A 20,641-nucleotide genomic window follows, 5' to 3' on the forward strand; every position below is an offset into this window, starting at 1 on the left:
TTGAATAGGTGTTCGATAACGTGCTGCAGCCAGGGGTGGGCATGAGTGACGAGGAGAAAACGGCCCCAGAGCCATCGCCACAGGCAGGCGACGGGGCCAACGAGCAAAGCAAAATAAGACGCATCACCAACCTGATTCTGGGGGTGGTGCTGGTTCTGTTTCTGTTCCATCTGATTGCGGACCGGCTGATCCCCTCGACGGATCTGGGCCGGGTCCGCGCCTTTGTCGTGCCCATCACCCCTCAGGTGTCCGGCGAACTGCAGGCGATCAAGATTGAGCCCAACACCCCGCTGAAACAGGGGGAGGTGCTGGCGGTGATCAATCCCAAGGATTACGAGATTGCCCTGCAGCAGGCGGAGCAAAACCTGAAGCAGGCGGGACAGAGCCTGGGGGTACAGACCGCCAATGTCTCTGCGGCCCAAGCCAAAGTCACCAATGCCGAGGCCAACCTGCAAAATGCCCGGGTGCAGTCTCGGCGGGTGTTTGCCATGGTGGAGCGGGGGGTGATGTCCCAGGCGGATGCGGATAACGCCAGGGCGGCACTGACCAGCGCCGAAGCTACCCTGGCCAGCGCCAAGGCGGACCTGGCTAAGGCCCGGGAGCGCCTGGGGATGGAGGGAGAGAACAACACCCAGGTGCGCAGTGCCCTGCTGGCACTGGAGCAGGCACAGCTGAACCTGTCTCGTACCCAGATTGTCGCCCCGTCCGATGGGGTGGCCTCCAACTTCCGCCTCAAGGAGGGAGTCTACGCCAATGCCGGCCAGCCACTGATGACCTTCATCTCGTCCGATGAAGTGTGGATAGAAGCCTACTTCAGAGAGAACAGCCTGGGGAACATGAAGCCGGGGGATCGGGTGGAGTTCACCCTGGATTATGCGCCGGGCAGGGTGTTTCAGGGTAGGCTGGGCTCCATCGATCTTGGGGTGGACTGGGGCCAAAACGAGCAGGTAGGTCGCCTGGCCCAGGTCTCCAGCGACACAGGTTGGTTGCGGCAAAGCCAGAGGTTTCCGGTGACCATAGTGCTGGAGCCCAGCGAGGCCTATGGCTATCGCCGCGTGGGCGGCCAGGCGGATGTGATCGTCTATACCGGTGACGGCATGCTGCTCAATGGTTTGGGCTGGCTGTGGATTCGCCTGGCCAGTTGGGCCTCCTATGTGCGATGAATCCAGATGATGGCGCTGAGCCTCAAAAGCCGTGACAGGCGGGCCCTCAGGCTGACCCTGGGAGTCGGACTCGCCGTGGCGCTGTCGGCGTCCATCGCTTGGTCGCTGGCGTTCGTGGCGCCGGTGTTTGCGGCCAAGTTCCTGGTGGAGCGGGTCGAGCCCACCTGGGGAACCGCCCGCGAGCTGCTGTTCGGCGTTCTGGCCACCGTCGCCATCGCCTTCGCCGTCAGCGTCGGCCCCATTCATTACCCTCTGGTGTTCCTGCCACTGCTGGCACTGGTGATGCTTTGGGCCTACTTCCTGTTCAGCGACCCCCGTTGGAACTTCTTCGCCTCCATGCTGATCATCGCCGCCCTGTTGCTGCCGTATCTGGGTTTACTCCACCCCGGCATCGCGCTGGAGCTGGGCATCGGCCTGGCGTTCTCCGGTGCGGTAGCGGTGCTGGTGTTTACCTTGATGCACCTGCTGATCCCCGAAGCGAAGGCCCAGAGCGGCTCGACTGCGGACGCCGAGGAGCTGCCAGACGCGGATGTGCGCACCGATGAGGCGGTTCGTGCCCTGGTGATCGCCTTCCCTGTGGTGGGCTTTTTCTTTCTGGCGCAGGTGAGTGACGCCCTGCTGACCATGATCTTCATTGCGGTGCTGTCGCTGCAGGCCTCGGGCGCCAAGAGCGTCAAGGTGAGCCTGTTCCTTCTGGTGACCAATGGTGTGGGGGGCGTGGTGGCGGTGCTGTTCTATCAGCTGCTGGTGGTGATGCCCTACCTGGGTTTCTATGTGGCGCTGGCGATGCTGGTCACCATAGTGCTGGCCAGCTATCTCTACGCCGATCCCGACAAGGCCCCGCTTTACGCCGGCATCCTGTCCACGGTGCTGGTGCTGGTGGGTTCCACCGCATCGTCCATGGACAAGGAGGTGGTGAGCAACTTCTACCTCAGGTTACTGCAGATCGCCATGGTTGGGGCGTACATGGTGTTTATCTCCTACTTTTTGGAAAGCCGATCCAGGCCGGGAATCTCTCTCAGGTCCTAGATCTCATTTGCTACCGGTCGTCCCTGGCTTAAGCCTGCCGGCCAACAAGGAGCCCCCATGAATCATCAAGTGAAAGAACAGCATCAGCTTTTGACCGGTGCGGCGGTTGAGGCCGCGGTCAAGATTGGTGCCCTGTTTATCCTGATCAGCTGGTGTTTTCAGATTGTGCGCCCCTTCCTGGTGCTGATCATGTGGGGCGGCATCATCGCCGTCGCCCTGTTTCCCGTGGTTAAGGGGCTGGCGGACAGGACGGGCTGGAAGCTGGGGCATGCCAGTACCTTGATGACCCTATTGGTGTTGGCGTTGTTGCTGGTGCCCAGCATTCTGTTTTCCGGCGCCCTGATCACCGAGACCCATGAACTGGTGACGGAGCTCAAGGACGGAAGCCTGGTGATCCCGCCGCCGTCAGAGGCAGTGGCCAGATTGCCCCTGGTTGGCGATGACCTGCATCAGCTGTGGCAGAAGTTTGCCACCAATTTGGAGGGGGCGCTGATCAGCTATGGCCCACAGCTCAAGGATGCCCTGGCAAGCCTGGCCTCCTCCCTGGGGGGCGTGGGTGTGGGCCTGTTGCAGTTTGTGGTGTCGGTGATCATTGCCGGGGTGTTCATGAGTAACGCCGAGTCCGCAGGGCGGCTGTTTCACGGCATTGCCCTGAGAATGGCAGGCCCTCAGGGGGAGAGCTTCACCTCACTGTCGGTGGCCACCATCCGAAGCGTGACTCAGGGGGTGATTGGGGTTGCCCTGATCCAATCCCTGCTGTCGGGCATAGGCATGGGGCTGGCCGGTGTGCCGGCCACAGGCCTGTGGATGTTGCTGGTGCTGATTGTCGCCATAGTGCAGCTACCGCCCATACTGGTGTTGGCGCCGGTGATGATCTATCTGTTCTCGGTGCAAACCACCACGGTGGCGGTGGTCTTCATGGTGTGGGGGATTCTGGTGAGCGCCAGTGACGCGGTACTCAAGCCGATGCTGATGGGGCGCGGGGTGGATATCCCTATGTTGGTGATCCTTATCGGCGCCATCGGCGGCATGCTGCTCTCCGGCATCATCGGACTGTTCGTCGGTGCCGTGGCGCTGGCCCTTGGCTACAAGCTGTTTTCCGCCTGGCTGGCCAGGGAAGGGCTGGCAGAGCAGGGCGCCGCTCAGCCTCATCCCGAGCCTGAGAACTAACCCATATCAACCTTGTGAGGGACGCCCATATAGCGGCCAAACAGGCGGTCGAGCAGGGCGTCGCTCATAAAACGGCGGCAGAACAGGGCGACACTGGCTACCTTAGGGGCGGCGTAGCGGGCCTTGGGACGCTTTGCCAACGCGGCTTTGACGATGATGTCCGCCACCAGTTGAGGGTCGCACTCCATCGAATGATCAATGACTCCTTTGGCGCCAATAGCGGTCATTCGTTGACGACGAGATCTTGCACTCTGTGATTTGGCCCCTACAAAACACACGCTAGAGGGTGTACCTTAAACATTCTTTTAGAAACAGCTGGTTACGACTGACTTCCGTCAGTGATGACGAGTGATCGTATTCGTCCTTGGCGGAGCTTGGGCGAAACTTGAGCTCCCAAGTCAAAATGACCTTTAATATCAATGCGATGCGGGTTAGTGTTCACGAACTAAAAGTTGTCGCTCTACCTGGGTTTATATACAGTCATGGAGACATTCCGCCTTTTCGCGAGCTAGATCCACCTTTCACGCAAAAGAGCTTTGAAGAAAGGCGCCAAAAGTGCCAATAACACTTTGATAGTGTGGTGATTTTGGTGAATTACAGAACTTCACCTAATGTGGATAGGCGGCAAGATTGTATTGAGTGATAGGCGGCCAGTCGTCGCATAATAAGCTGTTATGTATTAGTGTATAGAAAAAAGGAACTTTAAATTGTTAATACCTTACAAGAATTTAAAGTCGGAAACATTGAACTCAGCTATTAGTGGTGTGCGTATAGTTTCTATAATAGGCTACCTATTTATTTTTACGTATTTCATTAATGTTATCTTTTACATGGCTGATTACATAGATGAATCTGCGGGAGACTCTATGCTTTTAGCCGGAATCGGATTTCTAGCTGGAAGTGCTATTTTTGCGATAATTATTGATTGTGTTGAAGAGTTCAGGAAAAAGACAAGAAATGTGGACTAATACATAACAAGGCACTGTAGGCGGATTTCAGCCAGCCCGGCTTCGCTCGTGCCTCGCGGAACATCGCCGGGCAGCCTGCTCCCGCTAAGTGGGGCGTTACGAGTATGGAGGCAGTATGAGACTTCTAATTTTAATAATTTCTGTGTGGTCATATTCTGTTTTTGCAGATTGCTACGTTGTTGGCGACTTTAAGGGGCATTCAGCATTTCAAGATGAAGGCTTTGGGCTAAGCAAGGATGGTATATCTTCACAAAAGTTTATTTTGGAGCTTGATGGGGAAAATAGTAGTGTTTCACCAAGCGACTTAAGTTGTTTTCAAGTAGGTCTAGGCACTCTATTTTGTGTGTATGTCGGGCAAAACAAAGAGTCCACGGTTGAAATTTGGACTGTTTACCCTGATGATAACAAGGTTACTTATTCAAAGTCGAGAAATGGATTCGGAATTTTAAATAGCGCTAGTATGTTTGTTGGAAACATTAAAGGCCGCTGCGACTAAACTGCAGCAAAGCGTTTATGTAGTGAACGCCAGTGACCGCATCATGCCCTGAGGCATTCGTCAACTCAGCTTCAGCCAGTTACGAGGGGTGAGCCTCGTAGCTGGAGTTGTCGAACATAGTGGTCTTCGTCATAGACTGTCCTCGATTTCCAGCATCGGTAAAGGATACGTATCCATTTGAACGCCAGTGCCCTGACTGCGACATGATGGGGTTTGCCCAAGGCTCTAAGCCGTTGATAGTAAGCGCAAGCCCAAGTTGAATTGGCCACTGATTTCTCTGCCCATTCAACAAAGGATTGGCGAACAAACTTAGAGCACTGCCATCGGAAGTGCACCCAGCATTTCTTGCCACTGCGTTGGGTTACTGGTGCAATTCCCGCTAGTTGCTGAACCTCTTCGGCAGACTGAAATCGTTCTCTTTTTTCTCCAAATGCAACGAGTAATCTTGGGGCCAGGCAAGGTCCCGCACCAGGTAATGCCTCGAACAATTCTGAATCGGGCATAGTCTTAAACAGCGACTTTATTTCCTTGTCGTAGATCCGGATGGCTTTCGATAGGTGTAGGATTTGGCCAGCCAGGGCCATTGCTTCAAGCTGATGGGGCATGAGCACGGACCAGTCGTCAGTGAGCTCTTTGGCCGTGTAGAGCGCTCGTATGCGGTCGTCGGTACGAGGTACGCATGGACCACCTCTCCGATTGAAAAAATGCCGCACAGAGCGTTTATGCGCTGACTTTAGGCTTTGAAGGGATGGCCAGCGAAGAATTAACTCACTGAACAGGTCAGTATCGCGGTGCGCGAACAAGTCCAAGAGCTGAGGATAGTAGTGCTTCAGACAACAGATCAGTCGATTAGCCAAGCGGCGCCGATCTTGCACAAATTTACGGCGCGATTCGACTAAACGTTTGAGTGTTCGAACTTGCTCTCGTTCAAGGTCCAGAGGCTTCACTTTGTCCGGATAGCGAATCATCAACTCCAGAGCATATTGAGCGTCGGTTGGATCATCCTTGGCTGAACTTAGAGAAAATGCTTCACGATATCGAGCTAATGTCGTTGGTTCGACAGGGAAAATAGTCACGAAATCGAACTGCTGTAGGGCGTAAATGATGGGCCCTTGCTTAAGCTCGACCGCAATGGCGATCTTGCCCTGACAGCGCTGATGCAGTTCTTGGAGCCAACTTTCAATGGCTTCAGGAGAGCTACCAATCTGATGGAAACTACGCTCGCTCGCATCGCCTATCTGGACGCATACATCATGCTTCTTATCCGCCCAATCGATACCAACAAAAGCTTCAAATTCAGACAGTTGGAGATTGCTCATCGCGTATCCTCCTTCATCCAGTCAACGCTGCTTGAGTTCGGCGAAAACAATATAGAGAGCCTATTGGCAAGCCCTGAGTGTTCGTTTTGAACTCAAGAAACCCAGCGGTTCGAAAACAAAGCGGAAATCATCTCTCTGTTAGTGGCGGATATTCGTAACCCTGGGTACGAGTCTCACTGATCATGGCTTAAAGCCTTCAGTTATCGAGAGGAAGTTGAGTGACTATAATGTGGCGGATGGCGCCCCTTTGGTTAGGCGCCAGGGAAGTGACCTCAGGCATCGCGCCGGGACAGGCGGTCTCCCTGCTGCAGCCTAGCCCGCAGGGCGCGGGCGGTGGCATCCACCGCCACGTTCAGCAGCGCCGCGGCGCCAATCAACACCATGGCCCGGTCAAACCGGAACTCCTCGAACGCCGAATCGATGTAGAAGCCCAATGTGGTGATCCCCAGTACTCCCAGAATGGCGGTTTCCCGCTGAATGATCTCCCAGCGATAGAGCAGCCAGGTGATCAACTGCGGGTAGACCCTGGGCAGCACCTGATAGAAGTAGAGCCCGAACCGGCTGTAGCCAGTGGGGGCATCGTCGGGCCTGAGTTTCAGCTCCTGAGTGTAGCCTCCCACCAGGTGACCGATGATGGCGCCGTTGTGAATCCCCAGGGCCAGCAGGGCCGGCAGCAGGCTGGGTCCCAGAATCAGCAGGCCGACGAACGCCAGCACGAACTCCGGGGTGGAGCGGGTGACAATCAGAAATCCCTGGCCCAGGGCGCGCAGGGGACGGCCAAAGAACCAGCGGCTGCGCAGGGGGAACCACACCAGGGTTAGCAGGGCGGTCAGCAACAGGGCCATCTGGCTCAGGAGCAGGGTATCGGTCAGCCCGGGGAAGATCTGTTCCTGCCACAGGCGCAGGAACCAGGGCCACAGTTCGCCACCGTTTTTCAGTGGCGCAGGCACGATGTCCTGGGTGAGGAACTGCAAGATCAGCTCACCGTTGATGGAGGCCACCGGCGGCAGGTACCACAGCGCCAGCCCCAGGTAGAGGGGCAGCAGGGGCGCCCGGCACCACCATTTCATGGTGGCGATGATCAGGTAGAACAGATAGAGCAGGGCGGCGGCTTCGCTGTAGAGGCCCTGACGAAAGGCGGTCTCCAGGTGGTAACCCAGGGTGGGCAGGCCCACAAAGCCAAGCACCACTGAGGAGCGCAATCCGCACTCCAGCCGATATTTGGTGTAGTGACGGATGTGGGGCCAGGCCAGGGGCAGCCTGGCATAAACGAGCCGGCTGATGGCGTTGGCCATTCCACCACTTCTTGGTAGCGCCTGCTCCGCGGCCGGGTCGACCTCCTCCAGAATTTCGCCAAACACCTTGGTGAAGATGCCGGTGTAGGGGATCCACAGGGCCAGGACACCGGTGAGGGAGCTCAGGCCAAACACCTGCAGGAACATCAGCGCCCAGAACAGCTCATGAACCGAGCGCAGCAGGGCGGCGGTTACCCGAACCGCAGGGTATCGGTAAAACAGGGCAAGCAGCAGGCCGCACAGGGCGGCAAGGGCGATCCCCTGCAGGGCGAAGGCGAGGGTGGTGGCGATCGCCTCCAGCAGGTACTCGGTGGCGAAAAAGTCCGGGCTCAGGGCTCCAGCCAGCAGGCGAGCCAGCTCGGCGCCGGGGGATATCTGGGTGATCTCCAGATCCGCCCAGGGCACACAGAACAGCGCCGCCAGGGCCAACAGCAGGGTGATGCGGCGAAACTCCGCGGCCCGGTTATTCGACGGGCTGGGCAGGGACTCAGCCATGCTGATGACTGGGGTAGAGGGTGAGCAGGGTGGCGGCATCCAGCTGCTGAGCCGGCTTATCCAGTACCACCTCGCCCTGACTCATGCCGATGATGCGGTCGGCACAGGCGAGTGCCAGGTCCACATCGTGCAGCGCCAGTACCGTGGTCTGGTGATGGGCCTTGATGCGCTCGATGATGCGCCTGGCCTGAGCCTCATCCACCGCGGACACCGGTTCATCCCCCAGAAAGATGGCGCGCTGCTGGAACAGGGCCCGGGAGATGTTGATCCTCTGCTGCTCGCCTCCGGAGAAGCGCTCGGCAGACTGACTCAGGCGCTTGTCGCCACTGCCGTTCAGCAGTCCCAGCTCATCGGCCAGTTGCTGAATGGCTTGCCACTGGGTTGGATCCGGCCGGACCAGATTGGTCAGGTTCTGCCACAGGCCGAACTCATGGAGCCGGCCCATGTAGACATTGAGATAGAGGCTGAGCATGGGCACCAGGGCCGGGTGCTGGGGGCACCAGGCGACCTTGTCCTCGTGGGCACGGCGCAGCAGCTCCAACAGGGAGGATTTGCCGGCACCGCTTTCCCCCACCAGGGCCACGGTCTGGCCGGCGTCGATGGTCAGGGACAGGGGCTTGACGATCCATTGGTCGCCAATCTTCAGTGAGGCCCCTTGCAGGGCCAGCTCAGCACTCATGCTCGCCTTAGTCCATCAGGCCGATGGATTTGGCGGTGTCCTTGATGGGGGCGTAGTCGGCGTTGGTGGCCGGTACGAAGCTGGAGCGTGGGAAGGCGTTCAGCAGTTTCTCATCCTTCATCTCCAGTAGCGCCTTGGTCACCTTGGCTTTGAAGCCCTCACCATACTGGGCGTCCACATCACCACGAATGGTCCACTGGTAGTCGGGGTAGGTGGGGGTCTCCCAGATCACCTTCACCTTGCTGGTGTCCACCTTGCCAGCGGCCAGCTCAGATTCCCACACCTTGTAGTTCACCGCGCCAACCTGGTAGCTGCCAGCCTGCACCAGGGCGATGGTGCGGCTGTGGTCGCCACTGAAGCCCACTTTGCGGAAGCTCTTGTTGGGGGCTTCCTGGAAAGCTTCGCGCAGGTAGAACTCGGGCATCAGACGACCTGAGGTAGAGCCCTTGGAACCGAAGGTGAAGGTCATCCCTTTCATCGCCTGCTGCAGGGAGGCGGCGGCGTCCAGGCCGGTGCTGGTGTGGGCAATGATGTAGGACTTGAAGAACTGATCTTCATAGCCTTGGGCGATCGCTTCGCTGCCGGGCACCCGGGCACGGGCCTGTACGCCGGAGAGGCCACCGAACCAGGCCAGCTGTACCTGGTTGTTGCGAAACGCGGTGATGGAGGCGGCGTAGGACTTCACCGGGATGTACTTCACCTCGACGCCCAGTTCGCCGGAGAGGTAGTCGGCAACCTGGTCGAAACGGCTGCGCAGCTTGGACTCATCCTGATCCGGGATGGCGGTAAAGGTAAAGGTTTGAGCGGAAACCAGGGGGGCAACCGCCAGGGTCAGCAGGGCAATCAGTCGACGCATGGCTCTATGATTCCTAAAGTGGATTGTGGCCCGGGGGCCGGAATTCGGTTCAAGGGGGCAATATGTTACGCCGAATTTATGGCATTGATAAGTCGAGTTTAGTTACTTGGCCACAGAGTAGGCGGATCGCCGGGTTGCCAGGGGGAAAACTTGTCCATGATGCGTCCATAGAGCTCCCCCTCCATCCATCGGGTCAGCCACAGGTTTAAGCCCGGGTAGTGCTGCTCAAACCAGGGGCGGTCCACCATGGCGTACTGACGGATAAAGGGCAGCAGCGCCGTGTCCGCCAGGGTCAGCCTCTCTCCCAGCAGCCAGGGAGCGCTTTTCAACATAGACTCCAGCCGGTCGAGCCAGGGCCGGGATTTTTGCCGGTACCACTGCTGAGGGTGAGGGTGGCGGTCGGCGTACTTATACCTGTCCAGCCAGTGCTTGAACTCGCCGTCGTTTCTCTGGATAAGCTCCAGGGTCAGCAGCTGCTGTTCGGTGGACTCTGGCCACCACAGCTCAGGGTCCGCCTGACCCAGTGCCCACAGCATGATCTCCAGGCTGTGCTCCAGTACCCGGCCATCGGCCAGTTGCAGTACCGGCACCGTTCCCTTGGGAGACAGAGCCAAAAGCTCTCGGGGCTTGTCCTTCAGCACCACCTCCCTGAGGACCAGAGGCCGCCCCAGGTAGGCCAGGGCCAGCCGCGCCCGCATGGCGTAGGGGCAGCGGCGGAAACTGTACAGGGTCGGCTGTGTCATCCGCGGGCCCGCCGGCGCCGGGTCAGGCGTCGTCCCAGGCTCTGGCGCAGGCCACCAATGGCCAGGACGCAGCCGGAGAGGGCGAACAGCAGGGCAGTGACAGAGAAGATCATCAGCAGGGGGTTATTGAAATCCTCCCCCTCACCATAGTCCATGATGTGCAGCCTCCACAGCAGGTCGAAGCCTACCCAGGCGTCATTACGAACCGTTACCAGGGCGCCGTAGGCATCGAAGTAGAGGCGGGTTCCGGGGCCGTCGTTAGCCTCGACCAGCCAGAGATCGAATTTTCCGCCCACCTCATCCACCAGGCCCGCCACCCTGGGTTCGACTCTTTCGAGGAACTGAGGTGGTTGCAAGGTGCCCGGACCGGTATAGAGAGTCTGGGCGAAACGGGCGATGGCGTCCCTGTCGATGGGCAGGGCTTCATGGCCGGTGTGGACGGAAAACACGCCGTGGGCGGTCTTAAGCAGGGTGCCCTGCGCTGACGGGCTCAGAGAGAGCGACTCCAGGGGGGAGTCCATGAAACGAATGGTCTCCGACACGGACAGCGGATCGGCGGTGAGCGTTGGCGGCTGATAGTAGTCCTGGCTCTTTACCAGAGGCTGGAAGGGAACCAGGGCGAAGTAGGCGCCGCTGGCAATCCACAGGGTGACCTGAATAAAGACGAAATAACTTAGGATTTTGTGCAGCTTCCTAGCTGGCTTTAACAGCGACATGAGGGCTGTGACACTCCCTGATTTATTATTTGGGCACAACATAATGGATCCCGTGGTTGTCCGTCAAAACCGATCGACGCTCGAAGTGATCCTGGATCGTTATTAGTGGTGTCCTTCGCACCGTTGATGGATTTGTCACCCCTTGGCTGCCCGAGTGTCGTCAGCCATAGAGCCAGGCCCGAATTCTCGTTATGATTGGCAGACTTAGCTTAGCAATGGATGCGTCGATGTCGGCTCAACTTCAACCCGGTCTCTCCATCATTCACGCCAACCAGATGGAGGACCTGCGCGATCTGCTGGTGCAGTGGGTCCGCCACCATCCTCTGGCCCCTCTGGAGCGGGAGCTGTTCCTGGTGCAGAGTAACGGCATGGCACAGTGGCTGAAGCTGGCCTTTGCATCGGACCCTCAGCTGAAGATTGCCGCCGCCCAGGAGATGCAGCTGCCCTCCCGCTTCCTGTGGGAAAGCTACCGCACCGTTTTGGGCGCAGATGCGGTGCCCAAGGATTCCCCCTTCGACAAACCCAGGCTTCGCTGGCGCATCCTCAAGCTGTTGCCGCAACTGCTCAGTCAGGAAGCCTTTGCGCCGCTGCGCCGCTTCCTGGAGCAGGATGACGATCTGCGCAAGCGGGATCAGCTTGCCGAGCAACTGGCGGATCTGTTCGACCAATATCAGGTGTACCGGGCGGACTGGCTCGATGTCTGGGCGGTCGGCCGGGACGAGATAGTCGATGGTGAAGGGCGCAGCCAGCCACTGGAGGAGGAGCTGTGCTGGCAGCCCAGATTGTGGCGTGCCCTGATTGCCGACATGGCGCCTCACTGGCGGGGCAGCAGCCGGGCCTCCCTGCATCAGCATTTTATCCAGGCGTTGGAGAGTGCCGAGTCCCGTCCCCCTGGATTGCCCAGACGGCTGTTGGTGTTTGGCATCAGTGCCTTGCCTCAGCAGGCGGTGGAAGCCCTCAAGGCGCTGGCCAAACACTGTCAGATCCTGCTCTGTGTGCAAAATCCCTGTCAGCACTTCTGGGCGGACATCGTCGAAGACCGGGAGTTGCTGCGGCGGGAGCTGGCCCGGGCCAGGCACAACCCCAAGCCCGGCACTCCGGAACTGCTCTCCCTGGAACAGATGCATCAGCACGCCAACCCCCTGCTGGCGGCCTGGGGCAAGCAGGGCAGGGACTACATCGGTATGCTCTACGGCATCGACGAGCCGGATCAATACCGCAGCCATTTTCAGAGCATCGATCTCTGGTCCTCTCCCATGGACCTGGGTCCGTCGACCATGTTGAGGCGGATGCAGCAGGGGATCTTCGATCTGGACCCCATGCCGGACACCCCCTGGCCCGCAGCCGGCGAGGACCACAGCCTGGCGTTCCACCTGGCGCACAGTCGTCAGCGCGAAGTGGAGATCCTGCACGATCAACTGCTGCAGCGCTTCCAGGAGGAGCCGGATCTGAGCCCCTCCGAGGTGATCGTCATGATGCCGGATGTGGATCTCTATGCCCCCCATATCGAGGCGGTGTTTGGCCACCTGGAGCGGGACGACAACCGTTACATCCCCTATACCATTGCCGATCGACCGGAGCGCGGCCATCAGGTGGTGGTGCTGGCCCTGGAGAAGCTGCTGCATCTGCCCCGATCCCGCTTTGCGGTGTCCGAACTGATGGAGCTGCTGTCGGTGCCGGCCCTGCGTGCCCGTTTTGGCATCGACGAGACCGAGCTGGCCCTGCTGGGACGCTGGGTCGAGCAGGCGGGTATTCGCTGGGGCCTGGATGGTGAACAGCGCCACGCCCTGGAGCTGCCCGCTCAGCTGGAGCAGAACACCTGGCGCTTCGGCCTCAAGCGGATGCTGCTGGGTTACGCCGTCGGTGACGGCGAAGCCTGGCGCGGCATCGAACCCCTGGACGAGGTGGGTGGCCTGGATGCGGCCCTGGTGGGCAAGCTCAGTCTGCTCATCGACCAGCTGGGTGAGTTGTGGCAGCAGCTGGGTCAGAGCCACACACCGGCCAAGTGGCACCAACTGCTGCGGGAAGCCACAGATTCGCTGTTTGAACCCCAGGATGAGCAGGAGACCCTGCTCCTGACCCGGCTGCAGGATGCCATGGCCCACTGGCTGGAGGCCTGCGACGAGGCTCAGTTGCAGGAGGCGCTGCCCATTACCGTAGTGCGGGAGGTGGCCCTGGCCCCCTTTGGCGAGGAGGGGGTGTCCCAGCGTTTCCTGGCCGGCAAGGTCAACTTCTGTACCCTGATGCCCATGAGGGCGATCCCCTTCAAGCAGGTGTGCCTGCTGGGGATGAACGACGGCGACTACCCCAGGAGCCGTCCGCCCCTGGACTTCGACCTGATGGCGCTGCGCGGTCAGTACCGGCCCGGGGATCGTTCACGCCGCGAGGATGATCGCTACCTGTTTTTGGAGGCGTTGCTGGCGGCCCGCAGCCAACTCTACATCAGCTATGTGGGGCGCAATGTCCGCGACAACACCGAGCGCACCCCTTCGGTGCTGGTGGGACAGCTCAGGGATTACCTGGCCAGCGCCTTCGAAGGTGGCGAGGCCCTGATAGAGCGCCTTACCTGCGTTCATCCGCTGCAACCCTTCTCCAGTAGCTATTTTGATGCCCGGTCAGGGGAACTCTTCTCCTATGGCCGGGAGTGGTGCCAGGTGCATACGCCGCCGGACACCCAGGCGCAATCGCAGATGGAGAACTGGCAGGGGGAGGAGCCCATCGAACTGCGCGCCCTGGTGGGGCTGCTCAAGGATCCGGTGGGCTGCTTTATGAATCAGCGCCTCGGGGTGTGGTTTAACCTGGAGGTGGCGGCCAGCGAGGACCTGGAGCCCTTCGCACTGGATAACCTGCAGCGTTACCTGCTCAGAGAGGAGCTGCTGGGCGAGCTCTATCTGGGCGAGCCGGAAGGGGCAGAGGGCGCCGTGGACCATACCCTGTCCCGACTCACCGGTCGGGGGCAGCTGCCGATGAAGGGGTTCGCCGCGCTGGCGGGGGATGACCTGACCCGCCCGGCGGTGGAGGCGTTCGAGTCCCTGCGCCGCTACACCGCCAACCTGGAGTTGGTGGAAACCTCCCTGGAGCTTCGGGCCGAGGTGCCCGGCCTGGCCATGGAGGATTGGCTCAGTCGCCTCTATCGCAGTAGCGATGGCCACTGGCACCAGGTGGAGGTGCGCCCGGCGGTGCTGGCCACCGACAAGGGGCTGAAGAATCCGCTGCATCTGGCCAGGCTCTATCTCGGCCACCTGGCAGGCTGCGCCTGCGGCCATCAGATGACCTCGGTGCTCATCGGCGCCGACAGCATTTGGAGCTTGCCGCCCATGGAGGTCGCATCGGCGCAAAAACAGCTGCAGACCCTGCTGACCCGCTACCTGGAAGGGATGCAGGCGCCTCTGCCCGTGGCTCCCCGAGCGGCCCTGGCTTATCTGGCTGGCGACGGTGATGATGAGGAGCGTCTGCAGAAAGCGCGCAGTGCCTACGAACCGGGCTTCTTCGGCGGCGGCGACCTGGGTTACAGTCCCTACCTGACTCGTCAGTTCCCCGACTTTTCCCAACTGGATCCTCAGCGCTTTGCGAGCCTGGCCGAGGATCTCTACCAGCCGCTGCTGGTGCTGCCCACCCGGCTGGAGGCCTAGATGACTCAACGACTCGACCCCATCCGCTTCCCCCTCCAGGGAACCCGGCTGATTGAGGCCAGTGCCGGCACCGGCAAGACCTACACCATCGCCGCCCTCTATCTGAGGTTGGTGTTGGGCCATGGCGATGAGCAGGCCCACCCCAAAGGCCCCCTGCTGCCACCGGAGATCCTGGTGGTGACCTTCACCAATGCGGCCACCGAAGAGCTTAGGGATCGTATCCGTCTGAGACTGGTGGAGGGCGCCAAGGCGTTTCGCGGTCAGTTGCACGAGCTGGACCCCATACTGACCCAGCTGCTGAAGGACTACCCCGCCGAGCAACACCCGGGCTGCGCCCTGAAGCTGGAGCTGGCGGCGCAGATGATGGACCTGGCTGCCATTCACACCATCCACGCCTGGTGTCAGCGGATGCTCAGGGAGCACGCCTTCGATTCCGGCTCCCTGTTCAACCTGCAACTGGAGACCGATCTCAGTGGTCTGCGTCAGGAAGCGGTCAGGGATTACTGGCGATTGCATTTTTACCCGCTGGATACCGGGTCGCTGAGGCCCATCCACCGTCTTTATGCCACCCCGGCGGATCTGGAGAAGGCGTTGATGCCCCTGTTGGGACGCAAGCTTGAGGGGCAAAATCCGGCGGAGATCGCCGCCCAGCAGATGGAGGCGGTTCGCCGGGCCAAGTCGGTATGGCGCGGTGAACTGGCGGCGGTCAGCGAGCTGGTGCATCAGGCCCTGGCCAACAAGCTGGTGTCCAAGGCCAAGATCAAGCCGGCGCTGCTGGAGGAGGTTCAGGCCTGGCTCGACGACGAGGGCCAGCTGCTGCCGATGAGCGGTGGCAAGCGCTCCAAGGCCTGCGACCATTTCACCTCACAGGGGATCCAGGCGGCCTGCAACAAGGGCAAACAGGTGGATGCCAACCCCGCCTTTGACGCCATGCAGACCCTGGTGGATACCCTGGAGCGGCTGGATCTCAAGCGCAACCTGCTGTGCCATGCGGCCAGCTGGGTTGGCGACAGGATGGAGTCGGAGAAGCAGCGTCAGGCGGTGCTGGGCTTCGACGACCTGATGCGCCATCTCGACACTGCCCTGGAGTCTGAGGGTGGCGACGCCCTGGCTCAGACCATACGCGAACAGTTCCCGGTGGCGCTCATCGATGAGTTCCAGGACACCGATCCTGTCCAGTACCGGCTGTTCCAGCGGCTCTACAAGGAGAGCCCGGAGCAGGCACTTCTGATGATCGGCGATCCTAAGCAGGCGATCTACGCCTTTCGCGGCGCCGACATCCACACCTACCTGCAGGCGCGCAGTGATACCGCCCCCAACCACTACACCCTGGGGACCAACTATCGCTCCACCCAGGCCATGGTGGCCTCGGTGAACCAGGTGTTCCGCCTGGCGGACGAGTACCCGCAGGGGGCCTTCCTGTTTGGCGAGCAGATCCCCTTCGAGTCGGTGGCCGCCAATGGCCGCAAAGCGCACCTGGAGATTGAGGATGAACCCGCGCCAGCGCTGAACCTGTGGCTGGACCCGGACGAGGGGCCCATCAACAAGGGCAGCTACCTGGAGCGTCAGGCACACTCCGCTGCTTCGGAGATCTGTCGCTACCTCAACCTGGCCAGGGAGGGTCGGGCCGGTTTCCGCACTGATGACGGCCTCACGCCACTGCGCGCCGCCGACATGGCGATCCTGGTCAGAGACTTTACCGAGGCCAAGGCGATTCGACAGGCACTGGACAGCCGCGGGGTGCGCAGCGTCTACCTGTCCGACAAGGACTCGGTCTACGCCAGCGCCGAAGCCCAGGATCTGTTGCTGATCCTGCAGGCGGTGGCGGCACCGGAGCGCGAGGCCGGCGTTCGTGCCGCCCTGGCCTGCGCCACTTTGGGCATGGAGTGGGCCGAGCTGGATGCCCTCAACCGGGACGAGCGGGCCTGGGATGAGATGGTCGACAGCTTCCGCGAACTGCTGCTGCACTGGCAGAGCAAAGGGGTGCTGTCGATGATTCGCGCCCTGATGGCCAAATTTGGTGTGGCCACCCGACTGATGCATCAGGGAGGCGGCGAGCGCAGTCTCACCAATCTGTTGCACCTGGCCGAGTTGCTTCAGGGGGCCTCGGCCACCCTGGACGGCGAGCTGGCGCTGCTGCGTCTGCTGGCGGAGCAGATCGACTCCGGTCAGGGGGATGACGATCAGATCCTGCGCCTGGAGAGCGACGCCGAACTGGTTCAGGTGGTGACCATCCACAAATCCAAGGGACTGGAGTACCCCCTGGTGTTCCTGCCCTTCATCCTGGGCTTCCGTCAGGCCACCGCCAAAGATGGCCTGTTGACCTATCGCAGCGCCGAGGGCAGCCAGGTGGCCTTCAACCCTGAAGTTGAGGCCCTGGAACAGGCGGAGCATGAGCGCCTGGCAGAAGACTTGCGTCTGCTCTACGTGGCACTGACCCGTCCGGTCTACGCCTGCTTCCTGGGGCTGGCCCCGGTCAAACTGGGCCGCACAGGCAAGCGTGACATGAGCGATCTGCACCTGGGCGCCCTGGGTTACCTGCTCGGCGGCGGCCAGGCCATGAGCTACGGCGAACTGCAGCATGCCCTGAACACCCTGGCCGGGGAGCAGGGGGTGGCACTGTCCAGCCTTCCCGAGGTGAGAGACAACCACTATCTGGCCGAGGTGACCGACCCTGCCCATCTTACCGCCCGACGGGCGACCCGGGCGGTGCCGTCCGGCTGGCGGGTGGGCTCCTACTCTGGTCTGCTCACCGGCATGAGCCACCACCTGGATGAGAGTGACACCAGCACCAGCGGCGCCCTCACCCGGATGGAGGAACTGATGGGCGAGGCGCAGATGCCGGTGGAGCAGGAGCCCGAACCTGGCACTATCCACGCCTTCCCGCGAGGTGCTGCCCCGGGGACCTTCCTGCACGATCTGCTGGAGTGGATCGCCGATGAGGGTTTTGGCTCCGTGGACCCGCAGGCCCTCTCCGATGAGGTGGCCCGTCGCTGCGAACACAAGGGGCTGGACGAGTGGCAGCCGATGTTGGAGCAGTGGCTGGCGCAGATGCTGAATCAGCCCATGGCGCTGATGGACAGCCAGGCGGCCCTGAGCGATCTCTCCACCGTGGTGGCCGAGATGGAGTTCTGGTTCGCGGCTCATCAGCTGGATGTGCAGCACCTGGATGGCCTGGTGCGCCAGCATATCTGGCCCGGGGAGCCGAGGCCGCAACTGCGGCCCCAGCATCTGGATGGCATGCTCAAGGGCTTTATCGATCTGACCTTCGAGCATCAGGGCCGCTACTACGTGGCGGACTACAAATCCAACTATCTGGGCGCCGAGGCCGAGGCTTACGAGCCCCTGGCGATGAAGGCGGGGATGTTGTCTCACCGATACGACCTGCAGCTGGCCCTCTACACCCTGGCCCTGCACCGACTACTGAAAAGCCGCATGAGTGATTACGACTATGACCGCCACATGGGCGGCGGGCTCTACCTGTTCCTGCGAGGCATGGGCGACAACCAGGCGGACAAAGGGGTACTTGGGCTTTGCCCGGACCGGGCCCTGATTGAAGCGATGGACCTGGCATTTGAGGGGGCACAGGCATGACCTTGAATGAACTGATGCAGCAGCTTGACGCCTATCTGGCCGAGGGGTGGCTTCGTCCCCTGGACCTGGCCCTGGCCAATCTGCTGCTGGAACAGCAGCCGGACACTCCAGCGGAGGTGGTGCTGGCCGCCATCTGGACCAGCCACCAGCTGGGCCGCGGCCATCTGTGCCTGGAGCTGTCGCAACTGCTGGCCCGTCCCGGCGAGGTGCTGGCTCTGCCCCCTGAGGGACGCAAACCGGCCCAGCTGCCCCATCCCTCTGAGCTGATGGCCCACTGGAGTGAAACCGCCCTGGTGGAGGCGCTCTCCGCCTCCACCCTGGTGTCGGTGTCCGAAGGGGAGGGCTGTGAGCCCCTGGTGCTGAGCCAGGGTCGCCTCTACCTGAGGCGTTACTACCGCTATGAGTGTCAGGTGGCCCGGCAAATTCAGGAGCGCCTCTGCCCTGTGGAGGTGGATGTCGAGTCTACCCAGGCGGAGTTGGCCCAGCTGTTCGCCCCGCTGAAATCGGCGGATGAGGCCAGTGGCGAGTCGGTGCACTGGCAGAGTGTGGCGGCGGCCCTGGCCTGTCGCAGCCGCTTCACGGTGATCTCCGGCGGCCCGGGAACCGGCAAAACCACCACTGTGGTGCGGCTGCTGGCGGCGCTGCAGGGCTCGAAGATGGCCCAGGGCGAGCCCCTGCGAATCCGCCTGGCCGCGCCGACGGGTAAGGCGGCGGCCAGGTTGTCGGAGTCCCTCTCCGGCGCCTTGAGCGGCTTGCCGGACGCGGTGCAGCAGGGCATTCCCACTCAGGTGACCACCTTGCACCGCCTGCTGGGCTCTCGCCCGGACAGCCGTCATTTTCGCCATCACCGGGGCAACCCACTGCACCTGGATCTGTTGGTGGTGGATGAGGCCTCCATGGTGGATCTGGAGATGATGGCGGCCCTGCTGGAGGCGATGCCGGAGCATGCCTCGCTGATTCTGCTGGGGGATAAGGACCAGCTGGCCTCGGTGGAAGCCGGCGCCGTATTGGGGGATCTCTGTCGCAGGGCCGATGGGGCCAACTATGGTCCCGCCACCCTGGCGTATTTGTCACAAGCCAGCGGTTATGACCTGAATCCCTGGCTCGGTGAGGGCACCGCCCTGGACCAGCAGATTGCCCTGCTCAGAAAGAGCCATCGCTTCGATGCCAACAGTGGCATCGGCCGTCTGGCGGCGGCCGTCAACCTGGGGGACAGCCGTGAAGCATCCAGGCTGTTCGGCGAGCCCTGGCCGGATCTGCTCAGCGCCTCTCTTGGCGGCGAGCAGGACCGTGCCCTGGAACGCCTCTGTATCGAGGGAGACGCCAGTGACGCCAGAGCCATCAAGGGCGCACAACCATTGGGATACCGGCACTACCTGGAACTGATGCACCAGGGCTTGTCTGAGCTGGAGCAGAGGGCGGCCCAGTGCAGCAGTGAGCAGGAGTGGGCCGATCTGGTGGAGGCGCAGAGTCAGTGGGCCCTGGAACTTCACCGGGCCTTCGGCGCCTTCCAGCTGTTGTGCGCGGTGCGTGACGGGGAGTTCGGGGTCAGTGGCCTCAACCGTCGCATCGCCCAGGCCCTGAAGGGGGCGGGACTCATCGAGCGGGATCAGGGCTGGTACCCGGGCCGACCGGTGATCCTCACCCGCAACGACTACAGCCTCAAGCTGATGAACGGTGACATCGGCCTCTGCCTGCCACTCTACGACGAACAGGGCGAGCGCCGATTGCGGGTGGCGTTTCCCACCCCGGATGGCGGGCTGAAATCGGTGCAGCCGAGTCGCCTGGCCGACGCCGATACCGTGTTTGCCATGACGGTGCACAAATCCCAGGGGTCGGAGTTTGCCCACACCGCCATGGTGCTGCCGGCTTCGGACAGCCCCATCCTGACCCGGGAGCTGCTCTACACCGGCATCACCCGGGCCCGCACTTGGTTCAGCCTGTTGCTGCCCCGGCCCCAACTGGTGGCCAGTGCCATCGGTCGGCGCACCGTCCGGGCCTCGGGCCTGGCTCAGCGACTGGCCAGCCTGGAGGAGCGGGGATGAGCGCCAGGCTGAAATCCCTGGTCTGGTTGGCGACTCTGGCCCTGATGGGACTGATTGCCTGGGTGATCTACCTGGCGAACACCGGCCAGTCCAGCATCTTCTTCAGCCTGGTGAGGCAGCTGCCCTACGGGGATAAACTGGGGCACTTCGCCCTGTTTGGTCTGCTCACCCTGGGGCTGAACCTGGTGTCCGGCGGCCGCAGCTGGCGCTGCGGCCCCCTCAATCTCTATTGGGGCGCTACCCTGGTGTTTGTGGTGGCGGCCCTGGAGGAGCTCAGTCAGGCCTGGCTCCCCAACCGCACTCTGGACATCGCCGATCTGGTGGCGGATCTGCTGGGGATTCTGGTGTTCTCCCTGGTCAGTCGCGCCCTGCTCAGGCGTTTTGGCTGAACTGGACGCGCCTCCTATCCCGCCAGAGGCTGCACCGGTCACGCCGCGTCCA

General features: G+C 61.4%; 15 protein-coding genes. 8 read left to right on the forward strand and 7 right to left on the reverse strand.

What is annotated here, in order from left to right:
- Positions 1–41: 41 nt before the first annotated feature.
- The 3 genes from ACN0RV_RS07960 to ACN0RV_RS07970 are packed head-to-tail and all read left to right on the forward strand — an operon-like array spanning position 42 to position 3,362.
- Positions 42–1,163 carry an HlyD family secretion protein gene (locus ACN0RV_RS07960; protein WP_417347102.1) on the forward strand — a complete coding sequence of 374 codons (1,122 nt, stop codon included), beginning with the start codon at positions 42–44 and terminating at the stop codon, positions 1,161–1,163.
- Between the two features lie 6 nt (positions 1,164–1,169).
- The gene (locus ACN0RV_RS07965; RefSeq protein WP_417347103.1) at positions 1,170–2,192 is read left to right on the forward strand and encodes a DUF2955 domain-containing protein; all 1,023 of its coding nucleotides are present in this window, start codon (positions 1,170–1,172) and stop codon (positions 2,190–2,192) included.
- A gap of 57 nt (positions 2,193–2,249) precedes the next feature.
- Positions 2,250–3,362, forward strand: a complete 1,113-nt coding sequence (locus ACN0RV_RS07970) for an AI-2E family transporter (protein WP_417347104.1) — start codon at positions 2,250–2,252, stop codon at positions 3,360–3,362.
- Here ACN0RV_RS07970 and ACN0RV_RS07975 read toward each other — a convergent pair.
- On the reverse strand, positions 3,359–3,550 hold the full coding sequence (locus tag ACN0RV_RS07975; protein ID WP_417347105.1) for a hypothetical protein: 192 nt from the start codon (positions 3,548–3,550) through the stop codon (positions 3,359–3,361). The two genes, ACN0RV_RS07970 and ACN0RV_RS07975, sit on opposite strands and share 4 nt — an antisense overlap.
- A gap of 895 nt (positions 3,551–4,445) precedes the next feature.
- On the opposite strand from ACN0RV_RS07975, the gene ACN0RV_RS07980 reads away from it, so the two are divergent.
- Complete coding sequence (locus ACN0RV_RS07980; RefSeq protein ID WP_417347106.1) at positions 4,446–4,826, forward strand: hypothetical protein; 381 nt, start codon at positions 4,446–4,448, stop codon at positions 4,824–4,826.
- 71 nt (positions 4,827–4,897) lie between these two features.
- On the opposite strand, the gene ACN0RV_RS07985 is transcribed toward ACN0RV_RS07980, so the two are convergent.
- The 6 genes from ACN0RV_RS07985 to ACN0RV_RS08010 all read right to left on the reverse strand — a co-directional run bounded on the left by ACN0RV_RS07985 (position 4,898) and on the right by ACN0RV_RS08010 (position 10,929).
- Positions 4,898–6,145 carry an IS110 family transposase gene (locus ACN0RV_RS07985; RefSeq protein WP_417347107.1) on the reverse strand — a complete coding sequence of 416 codons (1,248 nt, stop codon included), beginning with the start codon at positions 6,143–6,145 and terminating at the stop codon, positions 4,898–4,900.
- Between the two features lie 272 nt (positions 6,146–6,417).
- Positions 6,418–7,935: a PhnE/PtxC family ABC transporter permease gene (locus ACN0RV_RS07990; protein ID WP_417347108.1), complete on the reverse strand. Its 1,518-nt coding sequence runs from the start codon at positions 7,933–7,935 to the stop codon at positions 6,418–6,420.
- Positions 7,928–8,614, reverse strand: a complete 687-nt coding sequence (locus ACN0RV_RS07995; RefSeq protein ID WP_417347109.1) for an ATP-binding cassette domain-containing protein — start codon at positions 8,612–8,614, stop codon at positions 7,928–7,930. Before ACN0RV_RS07995 ends, ACN0RV_RS07990 begins: the two co-directional genes overlap by 8 nt.
- Positions 8,615–8,621: 7 nt before the next feature.
- Positions 8,622–9,470 (reverse strand): putative selenate ABC transporter substrate-binding protein, encoded by an 849-nt coding sequence (locus ACN0RV_RS08000; RefSeq protein WP_417347110.1) that lies wholly within the window; start codon positions 9,468–9,470, stop codon positions 8,622–8,624.
- Positions 9,471–9,568: 98 nt separating this feature from the next.
- Entirely contained in the window at positions 9,569–10,213 is a 645-nt protein-coding gene (locus tag ACN0RV_RS08005) for a glutathione S-transferase (protein WP_417347111.1), read from the reverse strand.
- A complete protein-coding gene (locus ACN0RV_RS08010) occupies positions 10,210–10,929 on the reverse strand; it encodes a hypothetical protein (RefSeq protein ID WP_417347112.1) in 720 nt (239 codons plus the stop codon). The genes ACN0RV_RS08005 and ACN0RV_RS08010 overlap by 4 nt, the downstream gene beginning before the upstream one ends.
- 227 nt (positions 10,930–11,156) lie before the next feature.
- Between ACN0RV_RS08010 and recC the strand changes: the two genes are divergently transcribed.
- The 4 genes from recC to ACN0RV_RS08030 are packed head-to-tail and all read left to right on the forward strand — an operon-like array spanning position 11,157 to position 20,589.
- A complete protein-coding gene (gene recC / locus ACN0RV_RS08015; protein WP_417347113.1) occupies positions 11,157–14,561 on the forward strand; it encodes an exodeoxyribonuclease V subunit gamma in 3,405 nt (1,134 codons plus the stop codon).
- Positions 14,562–18,155, forward strand: a complete 3,594-nt coding sequence (gene recB, locus ACN0RV_RS08020) for an exodeoxyribonuclease V subunit beta (RefSeq protein WP_417347114.1) — start codon at positions 14,562–14,564, stop codon at positions 18,153–18,155.
- Positions 18,152–20,200: an exodeoxyribonuclease V subunit alpha gene (recD, locus tag ACN0RV_RS08025; RefSeq protein ID WP_417347115.1), complete on the forward strand. Its 2,049-nt coding sequence runs from the start codon at positions 18,152–18,154 to the stop codon at positions 20,198–20,200. The genes recB and recD overlap by 4 nt, the downstream gene beginning before the upstream one ends.
- Positions 20,197–20,589 (forward strand): VanZ family protein, encoded by a 393-nt coding sequence (locus ACN0RV_RS08030; protein WP_417347116.1) that lies wholly within the window; start codon positions 20,197–20,199, stop codon positions 20,587–20,589. The genes recD and ACN0RV_RS08030 overlap by 4 nt, the downstream gene beginning before the upstream one ends.
- The last annotated feature ends 52 nt before the right edge of the window (positions 20,590–20,641 follow it).

The organism is Ferrimonas sp., from assembly GCF_048263965.1.
Lineage (GTDB): Bacteria > Pseudomonadota > Gammaproteobacteria > Enterobacterales > Shewanellaceae > Ferrimonas.